Origin of the sequence: Ralstonia sp. RRA (assembly GCF_037023145.1) — a bacterium.
In the GTDB taxonomy this organism is placed as follows: Bacteria; Pseudomonadota; Gammaproteobacteria; order Burkholderiales; family Burkholderiaceae; genus Ralstonia.
Genome location: NZ_CP146092.1, coordinates 778,654 through 791,565, shown reverse-complemented (window position 1 = coordinate 791,565; position 12,912 = coordinate 778,654). Strand labels below are relative to the sequence as shown.

General features: G+C 64.6%; 14 protein-coding genes. 7 read left to right on the top strand and 7 right to left on the bottom strand.

Translation table 11 applies throughout. The features are described 5' to 3' along the window. Positions 1–68 precede the first annotated feature (68 nt). Positions 69–2,375 carry an ABC transporter ATP-binding protein gene (locus V6657_RS21655; protein WP_048933700.1) on the top strand — a complete coding sequence of 769 codons (2,307 nt, stop codon included), beginning with the start codon at positions 69–71 and terminating at the stop codon, positions 2,373–2,375. A gap of 33 nt (positions 2,376–2,408) precedes the next feature. Further along, complete coding sequence (locus V6657_RS21650; RefSeq protein WP_048933701.1) at positions 2,409–2,879, top strand: DUF1854 domain-containing protein; 471 nt, start codon at positions 2,409–2,411, stop codon at positions 2,877–2,879. Positions 2,880–2,891: 12 nt separating this feature from the next. Here V6657_RS21650 and V6657_RS21645 read toward each other — a convergent pair whose 3' ends face one another. Beyond that, the gene (locus V6657_RS21645) at positions 2,892–3,830 is read right to left on the bottom strand and encodes a serine hydrolase (protein ID WP_274923397.1); all 939 of its coding nucleotides are present in this window, start codon (positions 3,828–3,830) and stop codon (positions 2,892–2,894) included. Between V6657_RS21645 and V6657_RS21640 the strand changes: the two genes are divergently transcribed. Beyond that, positions 3,831–4,049 carry a hypothetical protein gene (locus tag V6657_RS21640; protein WP_274923396.1) on the top strand — a complete coding sequence of 73 codons (219 nt, stop codon included), beginning with the start codon at positions 3,831–3,833 and terminating at the stop codon, positions 4,047–4,049. A gap of 143 nt (positions 4,050–4,192) precedes the next feature. Here V6657_RS21640 and V6657_RS21635 read toward each other — a convergent pair whose 3' ends face one another. Next, positions 4,193–4,528, bottom strand: coding sequence for a hypothetical protein (locus tag V6657_RS21635; RefSeq protein WP_048933703.1), 336 nt, complete (start codon positions 4,526–4,528; stop codon positions 4,193–4,195). Positions 4,529–4,677: 149 nt separating this feature from the next. On the opposite strand from V6657_RS21635, the gene V6657_RS21630 reads away from it, so the two are divergent. Further along, positions 4,678–6,291, top strand: a complete 1,614-nt coding sequence (locus tag V6657_RS21630; RefSeq protein ID WP_048933704.1) for a glucan biosynthesis protein D — start codon at positions 4,678–4,680, stop codon at positions 6,289–6,291. 41 nt (positions 6,292–6,332) lie between these two features. Here the strand turns inward: V6657_RS21630 and V6657_RS21625 are convergent, their stop codons facing one another. Continuing rightward, positions 6,333–6,788, bottom strand: a complete 456-nt coding sequence (locus V6657_RS21625; RefSeq protein ID WP_048933705.1) for a hypothetical protein — start codon at positions 6,786–6,788, stop codon at positions 6,333–6,335. A 208-nt stretch (positions 6,789–6,996) separates the two neighbouring features. Further along, positions 6,997–7,812 (bottom strand): OXA-60 family carbapenem-hydrolyzing class D beta-lactamase, encoded by an 816-nt coding sequence (gene blaOXA / locus V6657_RS21620; RefSeq protein ID WP_048933706.1) that lies wholly within the window; start codon positions 7,810–7,812, stop codon positions 6,997–6,999. Positions 7,813–7,997: 185 nt separating this feature from the next. Between blaOXA and V6657_RS21615 the strand changes: the two genes are divergently transcribed. The 3 genes from V6657_RS21615 to pcp all read left to right on the top strand — a co-directional run bounded on the left by V6657_RS21615 (position 7,998) and on the right by pcp (position 10,792). After that, positions 7,998–9,605: a hypothetical protein gene (locus tag V6657_RS21615; protein ID WP_048933707.1), complete on the top strand. Its 1,608-nt coding sequence runs from the start codon at positions 7,998–8,000 to the stop codon at positions 9,603–9,605. Between the two features lie 68 nt (positions 9,606–9,673). Further along, on the top strand, positions 9,674–10,093 hold the full coding sequence (locus V6657_RS21610) for a MarR family winged helix-turn-helix transcriptional regulator (protein WP_048933708.1): 420 nt from the start codon (positions 9,674–9,676) through the stop codon (positions 10,091–10,093). Between the two features lie 78 nt (positions 10,094–10,171). Continuing rightward, the gene (pcp, locus tag V6657_RS21605; RefSeq protein WP_048933709.1) at positions 10,172–10,792 is read left to right on the top strand and encodes a pyroglutamyl-peptidase I; all 621 of its coding nucleotides are present in this window, start codon (positions 10,172–10,174) and stop codon (positions 10,790–10,792) included. Positions 10,793–11,276: 484 nt separating this feature from the next. On the opposite strand, the gene V6657_RS21600 is transcribed toward pcp, so the two are convergent. Genes V6657_RS21600 through V6657_RS21590 form a run of 3 tightly spaced genes read right to left on the bottom strand, consistent with a single transcriptional unit; the run spans position 11,277 to position 12,849 of the window. Continuing rightward, positions 11,277–11,903, bottom strand: coding sequence for an NAD(P)H-dependent oxidoreductase (locus V6657_RS21600; RefSeq protein WP_048933710.1), 627 nt, complete (start codon positions 11,901–11,903; stop codon positions 11,277–11,279). Further along, positions 11,900–12,349, bottom strand: a complete 450-nt coding sequence (locus V6657_RS21595) for a GNAT family N-acetyltransferase (protein WP_048933711.1) — start codon at positions 12,347–12,349, stop codon at positions 11,900–11,902. Before V6657_RS21595 ends, V6657_RS21600 begins: the two co-directional genes overlap by 4 nt. Beyond that, a complete protein-coding gene (locus tag V6657_RS21590; protein ID WP_048933712.1) occupies positions 12,346–12,849 on the bottom strand; it encodes a carboxymuconolactone decarboxylase family protein in 504 nt (167 codons plus the stop codon). Before V6657_RS21590 ends, V6657_RS21595 begins: the two co-directional genes overlap by 4 nt. Positions 12,850–12,912 lie beyond the last annotated feature (63 nt).

The following is a 12,912-nucleotide window of genomic DNA, read 5'->3' as shown; positions in this document are numbered from 1 at the left end:
GTCCTTTACCCGTTTTGGGCTGTTTTTTGGGCCATTGGGACGCGCTTTTTGAATTCTTTGCGCCGCTCATGACCCAGTCCTCCCCAACATCCGCCCCCAACCTTGCCCGCGCTCAGGACCCCTGGAGTGTCGAGCTCGGCTCAAGCCTCGCTCCAGAGGAAACCGTCCTGGCCGGACTGCAGCTGGATTTGGACGCAAGGTTGCATTTTACCCAAGGGTGGCTGGTTGTTACGCACCGCCGCCTGATCGGGCGGGCACCCGGCGGAAAGGACTTGCAAAGCTGGGACATCGCGCCCGGCATGACGCTCTCGCACACCGACCACGCCGGCGTGGGCACGCTGGAGCTGTCCGACGGCCAGCGCCGCCTGGCGAGCTGGCGGTACACGCTGGGCCACAACGCCGACGCCCTGCGGCTGACCGATGTGTTCGACGCGCGCCGTAACGCACTCACGACAGGCGCGGAGCCCGCACCAGCCGACTCAGACGTCTGCCCGACCTGCAAGGCGCCGCTTCCGCCCGGTGAAGACACCTGCCCCCAGTGCAGCCGCGAACTGGAACAGCCCCCTTCCACCTGGGCGCTGCTGCGCCTGTGGCGCTTTGCTCGGCCGTATCGCTGGCAATTGCTGACCGGTTTCGCCCTGCTGCTGCTCGGCACGGCCGCCACCCTGGTGCCGCCGTACCTGACGATGCCCTTGATGGACAAGGTGCTGATCCCGTATCAGAACGGCACGCCGATCGACTACAGCCTGGTCACCCTCTACCTGTCCGGCCTCTTTGGCGCTGCGCTGGTGGCGTGGTCGCTGGGCTGGGCGCGCACCTACCTGCTGGCGCGCGTGTCCGAGCGCATCAGCGCGGACCTGCGCACCACCACCTACGAGCACCTGCTCAAGCTATCGCTCGAATACTTCGGCGGCAAGCGCACGGGTGACCTGATGGCCCGCATCGGTTCGGAAAGCGACCGGATCAGCGTGTTCCTGTCGCTGCACCTGCTCGACTTCGCTACCGACGTGCTGATGATCGCGATGACGGCGGTGATCCTCATCTCCATCAACCCGTGGCTGGCGCTCGTCACCCTGGTGCCGCTGCCCTTTATTGCGTGGATGATCCACCTGGTGCGCGACCGCCTGCGCCACGGTTTCGAGAAGATCGACCGGATCTGGTCGGAAATCACCAACGTGCTGGCCGACACGATCCCGGGCATCCGCGTGGTCAAGGCCTTCGCGCAAGAAAAGCGCGAAGTCACGCGCTTCGCCGAAGCCAACAAGCACAACCTGGCGATCAACGACCGGGTCAACGCAGTGTGGTCGCTGTTCACGCCCACCGTGACGCTGCTCACAGAGGTGGGCCTGCTGGTGGTCTGGATCTTCGGGATCTGGCAGATCAGTCACGACGCCATCAGCGTGGGCGTGCTCGTGGCGTTCCTGACGTATATCAGCCGCTTCTACACGCGTCTGGATTCAATGAGCCGCATCGTGTCCGTCACGCAGAAGGCGGCGGCCGGCGCCAAGCGGATCTTCGACATCCTCGACCACGTGTCGAGCGTGCCGGAGCCGACCAAGCCCATGCACCTCGACAAGGTTGATGGCGCGATCGAACTGCGCGACCTGGGCTTCCGCTACGGCAACCGGGCGGTGATCCGCGGCCTGAACCTGTCGATCCAGCCGGGCGAGATGATCGGCCTGGTGGGGCATAGCGGCTCGGGCAAGAGCACGCTCGTGAACCTCATCTGCCGCTTCTACGATGTGTCGGAAGGGGCGATCCGCTTGGATGGCGTCGACATCCGCTCGCTGCCCATCTCGGAATTCCGCCGCAACATCGGCCTGGTGCTGCAGGAGCCGTTCCTGTTCTTCGGCACGATCGCCGACAACATCGCCTACGGCAAACCCGACGCCACGCGCGACGAGATCGTTGCCGCTGCACGTGCCGCGCACGCACACGAGTTCATCCTGCGTCTGCCGCACGGCTACGATTCGCTGGTCGGTGAACGAGGCCAGGCGCTGTCGGGCGGTGAGCGCCAGCGCATTTCGATTGCGCGCGCGCTGCTCATCAACCCGCGCATCCTGATCATGGACGAGGCCACATCGTCCGTGGATACGACCACCGAGAAGGAAATCCAGAAGGCGCTCGACAACCTCGTGCAGGGCCGGACGACCATTGCCATCGCGCACCGCTTGTCGACCCTGCGCAAGGCGGATCGCCTGGTCGTCATGGACCGCGGCCAGATCGTCGAGGTGGGCAACCACGATGAACTGCTGGCGCGCGAAGGGGCGTACTACAAGCTCTATCAGGCACAGGCCCGCAATGTCGACGCAGACACCGACATGACGAGCGACGGCGAGCGTGTGGACGCTGCCGAGCCGGCTTACGCGCAATAAGCGCAGCAATCACGTTTCTGGAATAGCACGGCAATGCAGACGCCCGATTTCACCCTCAGCCGCAACACCCTCGGCAAGCTGGTCATGACCCTGGCCGACGGCACCTCGCATGAAGGCGTGGTGCCTGTGCGCGCGTTTCCGATTTCCGCGGCGACCGACGGCTTCAGCCTGATGAGCACCGACGGCCGTGAGCTGGCCTGGATCACGCGACTGGATGCACTGCCCGAGCCCACACGCACGCTGATTGCCGATGAGTTGGCCTCACGCGAGTTCATGCCCGAGATCCGCAAGATCATCGGCGTATCGACCTATGCCACGCCCAGCACGTGGACGGTGCAGACCGATCGCGGCCAGACCGACCTCGTGCTGCGCGGCGAGGAGGACATCCGCCGCTTGACTGGCAGCACGCTGCTGATCTCGGATAGCCACGGCATCCACTACCTGATCCGCGATCACTTTGCGCTGGACAAGCCCAGCCGCAAGATCCTCGACCGGTTCCTCTGAACCGCGCAGCGGTTATCTGGCGGCGGACGCAGCTGGCGGCGCTGGTTGTACCGTCGCCATGACTTGGCTGAACAGCGTTTCGGTCTGCTTCCAGATGGCGCGCTGGTTGTAGTCACCCGCGGTGGCAACCACCACCATGTCTAGCCCCGGAACGATCCAGAGGCGCTGCCCGCCCCGGCCGATGCCGCCAACCCAGTCCTGCTGCTCGCCGCCCGCCTCCACCTTGCCGAGCCACCACTGGTAGCCATACTGCAAGCCGGGCTCGATGCCAGTGTCGATGTGCGGGCGCGTTGATTCCGCAATCCATTCGGCGGGCACAATCTGGCGGCCTTGCCATTGACCGTGCTGCAGCACCAGTTGCCCGATGCGAGCAAGATCGCGCGGGCGCAGCCGTAACCCGGCGTGCGCCATCGGGCGGCCGCGAAAATCATCGACCCATTCCCAGTCGGTAATGCCGAGCGGTTCAAAAAGGTGCTTGCGTGCGTAGTCGGGCAGCGACATGCCGACGCGTTCCACCAGCAGTTGCGCCAGGACTGCCGTGTTGCCACCGTTGTAGTTGAACTGCGCACCGGGCGACGCCGCCATAGGACTGTCGAACACGTAATGCGCCTGCGCACCGCGCCAGATCAAGCCAAATTCGTCGTTGTCCAGCAGGCCGGTCGCGTTCCATTCGTTCCAGGCCAGGCCGCTCGACATGGAGAGCATCTGCGCCAGCGTGATCGCTTCACGCCCCTGCCCATTGAGGTCGGCCAGATCCGGAAACAATGACAACGCGGGCGTGTCGAGCGACGGCATCTTGCCTTGCGCCTGCGCAATCCCCCAGAGCAGGCTCGTCACCGATTTGCTGATCGACCGGACATCGTGCACGGTCGATGGGCCGAATGTTCGCGTGGTGCGGAACAGGTCTTTGATGCGCTCGTCCTTGCCGGCCCGATAGACTTCGGTGACCAAATGGCCGTGGCGCACGACAAGCAGGCTGTGGAAGTTGATATCACCGTCGGCAAGATTGTGCAGGACGGTGCAAAGGCGCTCGGCATCGAAGTCGGCGGCGGCAGGGCTGGCTTCGACCTGCCAGCCGTCGTTCAACTGGGCTGGCGCATCGCACTGTGGCGCAGCGATCGCTGCGTGCGTGCACACGGCGAGGCCGAGCGCGACACCCGCGCGGGCTAACCAGCCAAGACTGCGATGTCGTTGCGCCATGAAGCCCCCACATTGGATCGGTGGCAGGCAGTATCACCAACCGTTTGGCGTCAACCAAGCGGCGTGCGACGAACGGCGGACCAGCGGCGTGAACGCCAGCGGGAGCGGTGCGGTTACACGCCCGTCGACGTGTAGACATAAGCAAAGACGAACGCCCCGATCACCAGCGAGGCCACCCAGCCGGAGAGTCGCGCGCGGCGCGAACGCACCGCTACGCTCGAAAACAGCATGCGTTCACGGCGCGCTGCGGAGCCAAAGGCCAGCAGCAGAACGCCGAGCAGGCCAATGGCCACAACGGCTGCGCCGACGCTCAGGCGCGACCACGCGGCCGTCAGACGTTCACCATCCTGATAACCAAGATAGCTGCTGAGCGCCCCGATCACGACGAGGGCGACGCAGCCGAGGACAAAACGACCGCGCGCGGGGCGGGCTTTCCAATCAACCGGCATATTGTTCTTGTTCTGAAAACACAATGGGCGAAGTATAAGTCGCATGCCAACCGGCCTCACCAAGTGCGACGCCAAGTCCCCGTCCGGAACCCCTGCCCGCGTTACCATGTCGGACTGTTCTGATTCTCAAAGTTACGTTACAGGCACCTATGGTCACACGTCGAACCCTTCTTGCCTCCGCCTCCGTTACCGCCACGCTGGCAGCGCTCGGCATCACGCCCGAAGCACTGGCCGCCAGCCGCGTCAAACTGGGCGATGCCGCACCGTTTTCTTTCGATGCGCTGATCGAGCGCGCCCGCGCGATGGCCGGCCAACCGTACACGCCACCCGCCACCGCACCGGCCGACATCCTCGCCAAGATCGACTACGAAGCCCACGGCAAGATCAAGTTCGACACGGCGCACGCGCTGTTTGCCGATGGCCCGGGGCAGTTTCCGGTGACGTTCTTCCACCTGGGCACGTTCTTCCGCGCACCGGTGCGCATGCACGTGGTGGAGAAAGGCGCCGCGCGCGAGGTCGTCTACGACGAGTCGTACTTCGACATGCCCGCTGACAGCCCCGCGCGCAAGCTGCCGCGCGGCAGCGGCTTCGCCGGCTTCCGCTTCCAGGAAAGCCGCCTGGGCGATCAGAAAAAGCTCGACTGGAAGAAGAACGACTGGGTGGCCTTCCTGGGTGCGTCGTACTTCCGTGCGATTGGCGAGCTGTATCAGTACGGCCTCTCGGCACGCGGCATTGCGCTAGACGTGGCACAGGCAGGCAAGCCGGAAGAATTCCCCAACTTCACGCACGTGTGGTTCGATACGCCGGCAGACAACCGCGCCGATTCGGTGACGATCTACACGCTGCTCGACGGCCCGAGCATCACGGGTGCGTACCGCTTCGTCATGCATCGCACGAAGGGCGTGGTGATGGACATCGACACGGCGATCTTCCTGCGCAAGGACATTGACCGCTTCGGCATCGCGCCCGCTACGTCGATGTACTGGTTCTCGGAAACCGCCAAGGGCACCGCCACCGACTGGCGCCCCGAGGTGCACGACTCCGACGGCCTGGCCCTGTGGACAGGCAGCGGCGAGCGCATCTGGCGCCCGCTGAACGATCCGCCGCGCACGATGGCCTCGGCGTTTGGCGACAACAACCCGCGCGGCTTCGGCCTACTGCAGCGCGATCGCGATTTCAACAATTATCAGGACGGCGTGCACTACGAGCGCCGTCCGAGCCTGTGGGTCGAGCCGCTGGAAGGTTGGGGCGAAGGCGCGGTGCAACTCATCGAGATCCCGACCGACGACGAGATCCACGACAACATCGTCGCCATGTGGGTGCCGAAGGCGCCGGCACGCGCAGGCAGCCAGTACCGCCTGCGCTACCGCCTGCACTGGCTGGCCGATGAGCCGTATCCGACGCCGCTGGCGCGCTGCGTGGCCACGCGCTTGGGCAACGGTGGCCAGCCGGGCCAACCGCGTCCGCACGGTGTGCGCAAGTTCATGGTGGAGTTCAAGGGTGGCCCGCTGGAGAAGCTGCCCTTTGGCGTAAAGCCCGAAGCGGTGCTGAGCTCCTCGCGCGGTACGTTCTCGTATGTATTTACTGAAGCGGTGCCCAACGGCGTGCCGGGCCACTGGCGCGCGCAGTTCGATTTGACGGTCGACGGCAAGGAGCCGGTGGACATGCGCCTGTTCCTGCGCGTGGATGGCAAGCCGCTGTCGGAAACGTGGCTGTATCAGTACCACCCGTTTCAATCACCAGTGGGGCCGGTGGCGTCGTAAGGGTTGGCGCAACCAATAAAAAAGGCGGGAGAATTCCCGCCTTACTTGTATGCAACCGTCACGATGGCCAGTGCTGGTTCGGCGCCAGGTGAATGTGAGAGCGTGAGTATTCCGCGGTTGCCCGCCAGCACGTTGGATTTGAAGCCGTCATACCGAGCGCGCATCAGTGCCCCGCTCACGGCTTCACCAACCCTATGCCACATCCCCGACGACTTGCCGCGCGCCATAACCGACACCTCGGCTGGCACTGGCTTGACCGCGGGTGTGTTGAAGTCCACCACCACTTGATTGCCGGTTGCGGCCGTACGGGCCTGCAGCCCATCGGCCGAGCCGGCAGCACGCTGCCCAGCCTGCACGCTGTACCCGGTTGCAACGACAGCCCCCGTAAAACGGATCGTGCCGCCGCTTTGGCCGCCAGCGGCCAGTGCTCCGGTCGCCCCAATCAAACCAATCGCCGCCATCAGTGCAACGGCCCCTCTCGTATAACGCTTGCGCATAACAACCCCCAGTACCCGACCCTCGGGCGATGTTCTTTATCCAGTCGTTTACGGACGACCAGACCTGACATGTTTTTAACCGCCATTTTGTACCAGCCAGATTCAACAATTCTTTACATACAAAATCGTCTCACAACCCGATTCTTATTCTTAACCACGGGTATTCCCGATTGATCATCAGAATCGGAAATACCGCGTTATTCAAGATCTAGGGTGTTGGCCACACTTCCAATGCCTGCATCAGCCGTTTTCCTAACGGAATGCGCTTGGCCATGTCGGCCTCAAGCGGCATGTCGATGTTCAGGGCGAACGCATACACCTTCCCCTCACGCTCGACCCAGCCCACCCACCAGCCGATCTCGGGCTGATACTCGGTAGCGACCCCCGTCTTGGCGTACAGCGCGGCATCGCCCTGTTTTTCGATTAGCAGCATGCGGTGGACCAGATCCCAGGTGCGCGGCTTCACTGGCAACTGCTTGAGCGCCAGACGGCTGGTGAAGCGCGCCTCTTCAAATGCGGAAATTTCCAGCGGACCACGCAGCCAGAACTGGTCAATCACGCTGCCGATCTGGCGGTTGCCGTAGTCGAAGGCATCCACGTAGGCCTGCATGCGCGCAGGGCCAATGCGTCGCGCGACTTCCTGATAGATGGGCACGTTGGACACGCGGATCGCCTCGGGCAATGCCATGTCCTTCTCCCACTGTTTGAAGGGCTGTGGCTTGCCACCGTATGGGATCACCTCGTGATCGTCACGCACGGCACCCGTATCGAAGGCGATCAGGCTGTTGGGAATCTTGAAGGTTGATGCAGGGTGGATGCGCCGCGCGGCGCGTGCCGGGTCCACCACGTAGGTGCGATCGCCACTGATGTCCATCAGCACGAAGGTGCCGGCAACACCGGCTTCGTCAAACACGCGCTTGAGATCATCGCGCACGACCAGCTCGGCGTGCGCTTGAGTGGCGCCCATCACTAAAGCACAGGCTGTGAGGGCCAGCGCAAAGGTCTTTGACCAGCGAGGGAACATAGGAACTCCTTGAACGTTGTCGGTAGCTGCCGGCAAGCACCGGCGCTGCGCATCGTAGGGAGCGCGCTGTGCCCTTTCCAGCGCGCAAGACAGGCTGCACGTCACACGCGTAACGCCTGTAACAAACGGCTTGGCGCACAATGACGGCAGTGCTTTTGCCTTGCAGCCTCCACCGCAGTTTCCGTATGCAGCCACCCACCTTGCCCGCCCTTCACCTGGAACTGACCACGCCGCAAACCGTCGACGGCCGGCGCGCGCCGTTCCAGAGCCTGTGGCTGCTGGTGCGGCTGGCCTATGCACACCGCCTGTCGCCCGAGCAGCCCTTTGTGCGACTGGCCGATCTGCGCGGCGCGGTATCGGATGCCAGCACGCAGCGCATGATGATCAGCCGCGCGTTTCGCGATTGGCAGAACTGGGGCGTGCAAGCCGGCTGGGGCGAACAGCGCGACCGCGAGCCGCGCTTCCTCAACGCCGACAAACGCAGCCAGGGCCCGTTCTGGCTCACACCCGAAGATGCCGCGCGCGTCGTGTGTCTGGTCGAAGGGCGCATTGCCGACGATACGGACGTACGCGCCTTCCTTGGCATCGCCACCGCGGAATGCGCAACGGACAGCGCTGCAGAGGCCACCGCCAGCGCGCTGTCCGGCCCCGCCCCAGGCACACCCAACCCGGCGTTCTGGCACGCCTTCCTGACGGCACGCCATGCCATGCGCGAAGGGCGCCTGCTGCACGCGTTGGGGGCCGGCACCCACACCGGCAGCGCATCGGATGCCGAGCGCGGCGGCGCACTCCTCGCCCTGCGCCACGCGGGGGATGCTGCCGACAACGATTTCCAGCGCGCCCTCGTCACCCTGGGCGAGGCGATGGCCGCCCGCCGGCTGGGCGACTCCACGCGCGCCAGTGCCCTGCTCTCGCAACTGCGGGCACACCGTCGCCAGCGGCACGTGCTCGGCAACGACTACCTCGCCGCCATGGAGCGTGTCGTCACCGCCTGGTGCGCGTATGACCGGCGCGATCTTGACCTCGCCGCCGGCCTGCTCGCACGCATGGCCGACGCCGAACCCGGCCGCAGCCTGTTGCGCTATCACCCGCAGATCCGGTTTGAGTGGAACAACCTCAGTGCTCTGATCGAACGCGCACGGCTGCTTTACGCCGACACGGCTGACGTTGCGCCGGAAGTGCGCGGACAAACAGCGCAGCGCATCGTCGCCCAGTTCGAAACTGCACTGGCCGCCGCGCTGGAAAGCCAGGCCTCCGATGCCGTGCAGCAGGTTGCCGCCAACCTCGGCATGACGTGCTGGCTGCTGCGGGATGCGCTGGGCAACTCGGCAACCGCCGATGGCACCACCGATGCCGTACGCTGGCTGGCCATGAGCGAGTGGCAAGCGCTGCGTAACGGCGGGCCGCTGCAGTCGGCCTGGAACGCCATCGCGCTGATGCGCATTGCGCGTGCCGATGCGCCGCACGCCGCGCTCACGCTGGCAGACCTCAGGGCTCAGGCCGGCCCGTTTGCCGAAGCCTTCGATGCGCGCTACTGGCCGCAACGCTGGGCCGACGTGGCGGCGCTGCGCCTGCGTGAGCACGACAGCGGCCGCCATCGCTACGGCCACGTGCAAGTCAGCGGCCTGCTGCTCGAGCTGGCCTGGTTTGCCAATGCCGACGGCGATCACGCCACCACCCGCACTGCCATGGAGCGGCTGTCGGAAACCACACAAGACCTCGCGCCGCATGACCGTGCCTACTTCGTGCAAGCGCTCAAGCAACTTGCGCAGGCAACCGAGGCTGCACCCTGAATCTGTCGATCATGGATCGGCGGAAATATTCGTTGCATCCCTAACGATCTATCGCTAGACTGCCGCGCATGTTCGATCACTGCCTGTACTTCAACACGACTGCCCTCGCCCGCACCGTCGAGCGCGAATGGACTTCCGCATACGCGCCGTTCAGCCTGACGCCGCCGCAGGGGTTCGTGCTGCGTGTGGTGCTCAAACGGCCTGGCGTGCTCAACCGCGAACTGGCCGAGGTACTGGGCATTGCGCGGCCGACCGCCACGCGGCTCGTTGATGGTCTGGTCGCCAAGGGACTGGTGGAACGCCAGCCCTCAGCGGAAGACGGCCGCGAGTGGAATCTGTTCCCCACCGATGCCGCACGTGCGATGGAAGCTGCGTTGCAAGCGGCCAGCGCCAAGGTGGCGCGGCGCTTGCGCGAGCACGTAGGCACCAACGTATTTGACGACACGGTCCAGGCCCTCCGTGACGTGCGCAGCGCGCTGAACACGTAACAAAAGCCAAGGCGGCACCTGCCGCCTTTTTTATCGCCATTTAGTTGCATACCTACGCATTTTTGCAAGGAGCCATGCATGACTACAGTCCTCGTCACCGGCATCGAGCCATTTGAATCCGACCCGACCAACCCCTCCTGGGACATCGCGCAGGCGCTCGATGGCACGCAAATCGACGGTGCGACCATTGTGGCGCGGCAGTTGCCCTGCGTGTTCGGCGCCGCCAATGAACAGTTGGTGGCGGCAATTGAAGAGACGTCGCCCACGCTGGTGTTCGCGCTCGGGCTGGCCAGCGGGCGGGCGGAGATCTCGGTGGAACGCGTGGCAATCAACGTGATCGATGCGCGCATTCCGGACAATGCAGGTAACCAGCCGGTCGACACGCCCGTGGTGACAGACGGGCCGACGGCGTACTTCTCCACGCTGCGCGAGGCGGGCGTGCCCGCAGCGGTGTCGCAGAGTGCCGGCACGTACAACTGCAACCACCTGTTCTACGGCCTGATGCACCACATCGCCACGCACGCGCCGCAGGTGCGCGGTGGCTTCATCCACGTGCCGACCACGCCCGAACTGGCCGCACGGCATGCAGGCCGGCCAAGCCTGTCGCTGGAGACGCAAGTCAAAGGGATACGCACGGCGATTGGCGTTGCGCTCGCCACGCGTGCCGATCTCAAGGTAAGCGGTGGAGCGGTGCACTAGGGCAGTCGCGGCGCCCGATGCTACGATCCAGGCGAAACTTCATTTCGCGAGGATCCTCACATGAAGAAGAATGCATGGATGCTCGGCATCTGCCTGGCGGTTGCGGGCGCGCTTGGTTCGATTACGTTACCTGCACAGGCGCAGGTGTCGGTTCACGTTCGGATCGGCCCACCGCCGCCGCCACGCCACGAGCGGATTCCGAGACTGCCGCCTGGCTACGTGTGGGCACCTGGCTACTGGCAATTGCACGGCAACCGTTACGTCTGGCGCCCTGGCCACCAGATGCGCGGGCGCCCCGGCCAACATTGGCGAGCCCCACATTGGGTGCACGGTCGCCATGGCTGGGAAATGCGTCAAGGTGGCTGGGACCGTAACCACGGTCACCCCAAGAACCGCATCCACGGCTGCCCTCCCGGCCGCAGGTGCTGATGAAGTCGAGACAGGCCAGCCAAGCGCTGGCCTGTTTTTTTTGGCCGAGGGTGACTTACGCCACCAGCGGCATCAGCAACATGCGTGTCGCCAACTCTTGGCGGAATGCCTCAAACGCCTGCGCCACCGAATCCGCACCGCGCGCCGTGTTCTGCAAGCGGATGCCCTCCACCTGCTGGATGCCCACGGTAGCGAACACATAGCGCAGATACGGCATCAGGAAATCCGTCTGCGCGTGGGCACCGTCAAAATTGCCGCCCGATGCCGACACCACCAGCACCGAGCGATCCGCCAGCACGCCCACCTTGCCTGTCGGCGTACGGCGGAACGTGCGCTCGGGCCGCACCACCAGGTCGATCCACGCCTTCAGTGTCGACGGCACGGTGTAGTTGTGCACAGGCGTGGAGATCAACACGGCATCCGCTGCCTCCAGTTCACCGATCAACGTCTCGGACAGCGCCAGTTCCGCACGGTGTGCGTGGGTGCGATCGGCGTCGCGCATCAGGCTGGCCTCGACGAAGGCGGCATCGGGATGCGGCAGCGGCGTTGCCGCAAGATCGCGCTCGATGATGCGCAAGCCAGCGTTGGCCTCCGCCAGTTGGTCGAGCACCAGCTGCGCAGCACGCCGGCTGTGCGATCGGCTTTCTCGCGGGCTCACCGCCACATGCAGCAACGTCGTCATGCGGCGCCTCTTGCTGGCGTGTTGAACCCGAAACGCAGTGCACCAGCCAGCAGGCCATTGCGGTAGTAGAAGCGGTGACCAAGCACGTTGGACAACGGCGTGTCGAGCACCAGCCGCGCGCACCCCAGGCGCTGTGCCGTGTCCTTCAGATGATCCATCAACACGTTGCCCAAACCGCTGCTGCGCAGGTTGGCGTCGGTCACCAGATCGTCGACGTACAGGAAGGGGCCATAGACGAGGTTCTCCTGCAACCGATAACCCGCCAAGGCGACAGGCGTGCCGTCACGCCAGACCGCGATGAGACGATAGCCCTCCTCAACCTGCCGGCGCCAGCGTGCGACCAGCTCATCGGCATCGGCCAGATGCGGCCGCAGCTGATGCATGACGGGAAAGCACGCACGCAACGCGGCTTCGTCTTCAATGGGGCGGATGGTGTCCATGGTCATGCCTCCTGCGATGCAACCGGGGTGGTTGCGGGCACCGGCGGCGCAAAGCGCAACGACACGGCAATGCGGTTCCACGCCTGGATATTGGCGATGGCAGCCGTCAGGAATGCCACTTCGGTCTTGGAGAAATGCTCGCGCACGGCGTCGTACGCGTGGTCCTCCACACCGTGATCGACCGGGCGCGCCAAGGCCGTCAGCGCTTCCGTCCAGGCCAGCGCAGCGCGCTCGCGCGGGGTGAACACCGCCGGTGTGTCGCGCCACACGGCCACCAAGTCCAGCTTGGAAGGCGCCACCCCAAGCTTGCGCGACAGATTCAGATGGAACTGCACGCAAAACGCGCAGCCGTTGATTTGCGAAGCGCGCACCTTGATGAGTTCGGTCAGCGGCTTTTCCAGCCCTGAGGCGTCCACCGCCTTGCTCAATGCTTGCAATGCGGCCGGCACACCAACGGCGGTGTCGACGAATTCTGTGTAGTCCATGCGAGGCGAGAGATCGTGCATGTATGGCTCCTGTTTTGTGCGCTGTCTGTGACGAAGTTGTCGGAGTGGTAATATCAGTGCACG

Excerpts from the sequence above, each read along its gene's own strand:
- V6657_RS21655 (WP_048933700.1), top strand. The coding sequence starts at position 69 with ATGACCCAGTCCTCCCCAACATCCGCCCCCAACCTTGCCCGCGCTCAG.
- V6657_RS21650 (WP_048933701.1), top strand. The coding sequence starts at position 2,409 with ATGCAGACGCCCGATTTCACCCTCAGCCGCAACACCCTCGGCAAGCTG.
- V6657_RS21640 (WP_274923396.1), top strand. The coding sequence starts at position 3,831 with ATGGCCGTGGCGCACGACAAGCAGGCTGTGGAAGTTGATATCACCGTC.
- V6657_RS21635 (WP_048933703.1), bottom strand. The coding sequence starts at position 4,528 with ATGCCGGTTGATTGGAAAGCCCGCCCCGCGCGCGGTCGTTTTGTCCTC.
- V6657_RS21630 (WP_048933704.1), top strand. The coding sequence starts at position 4,678 with ATGGTCACACGTCGAACCCTTCTTGCCTCCGCCTCCGTTACCGCCACG.
- V6657_RS21625 (WP_048933705.1), bottom strand. The coding sequence starts at position 6,788 with ATGCGCAAGCGTTATACGAGAGGGGCCGTTGCACTGATGGCGGCGATT.
- blaOXA (WP_048933706.1), bottom strand. The coding sequence starts at position 7,812 with ATGTTCCCTCGCTGGTCAAAGACCTTTGCGCTGGCCCTCACAGCCTGT.
- V6657_RS21615 (WP_048933707.1), top strand. The coding sequence starts at position 7,998 with ATGCAGCCACCCACCTTGCCCGCCCTTCACCTGGAACTGACCACGCCG.
- V6657_RS21610 (WP_048933708.1), top strand. The coding sequence starts at position 9,674 with ATGTTCGATCACTGCCTGTACTTCAACACGACTGCCCTCGCCCGCACC.
- pcp (WP_048933709.1), top strand. The coding sequence starts at position 10,172 with ATGACTACAGTCCTCGTCACCGGCATCGAGCCATTTGAATCCGACCCG.
- V6657_RS21600 (WP_048933710.1), bottom strand. The coding sequence starts at position 11,903 with ATGACGACGTTGCTGCATGTGGCGGTGAGCCCGCGAGAAAGCCGATCG.
- V6657_RS21595 (WP_048933711.1), bottom strand. The coding sequence starts at position 12,349 with ATGACCATGGACACCATCCGCCCCATTGAAGACGAAGCCGCGTTGCGT.
- V6657_RS21590 (WP_048933712.1), bottom strand. The coding sequence starts at position 12,849 with ATGCACGATCTCTCGCCTCGCATGGACTACACAGAATTCGTCGACACC.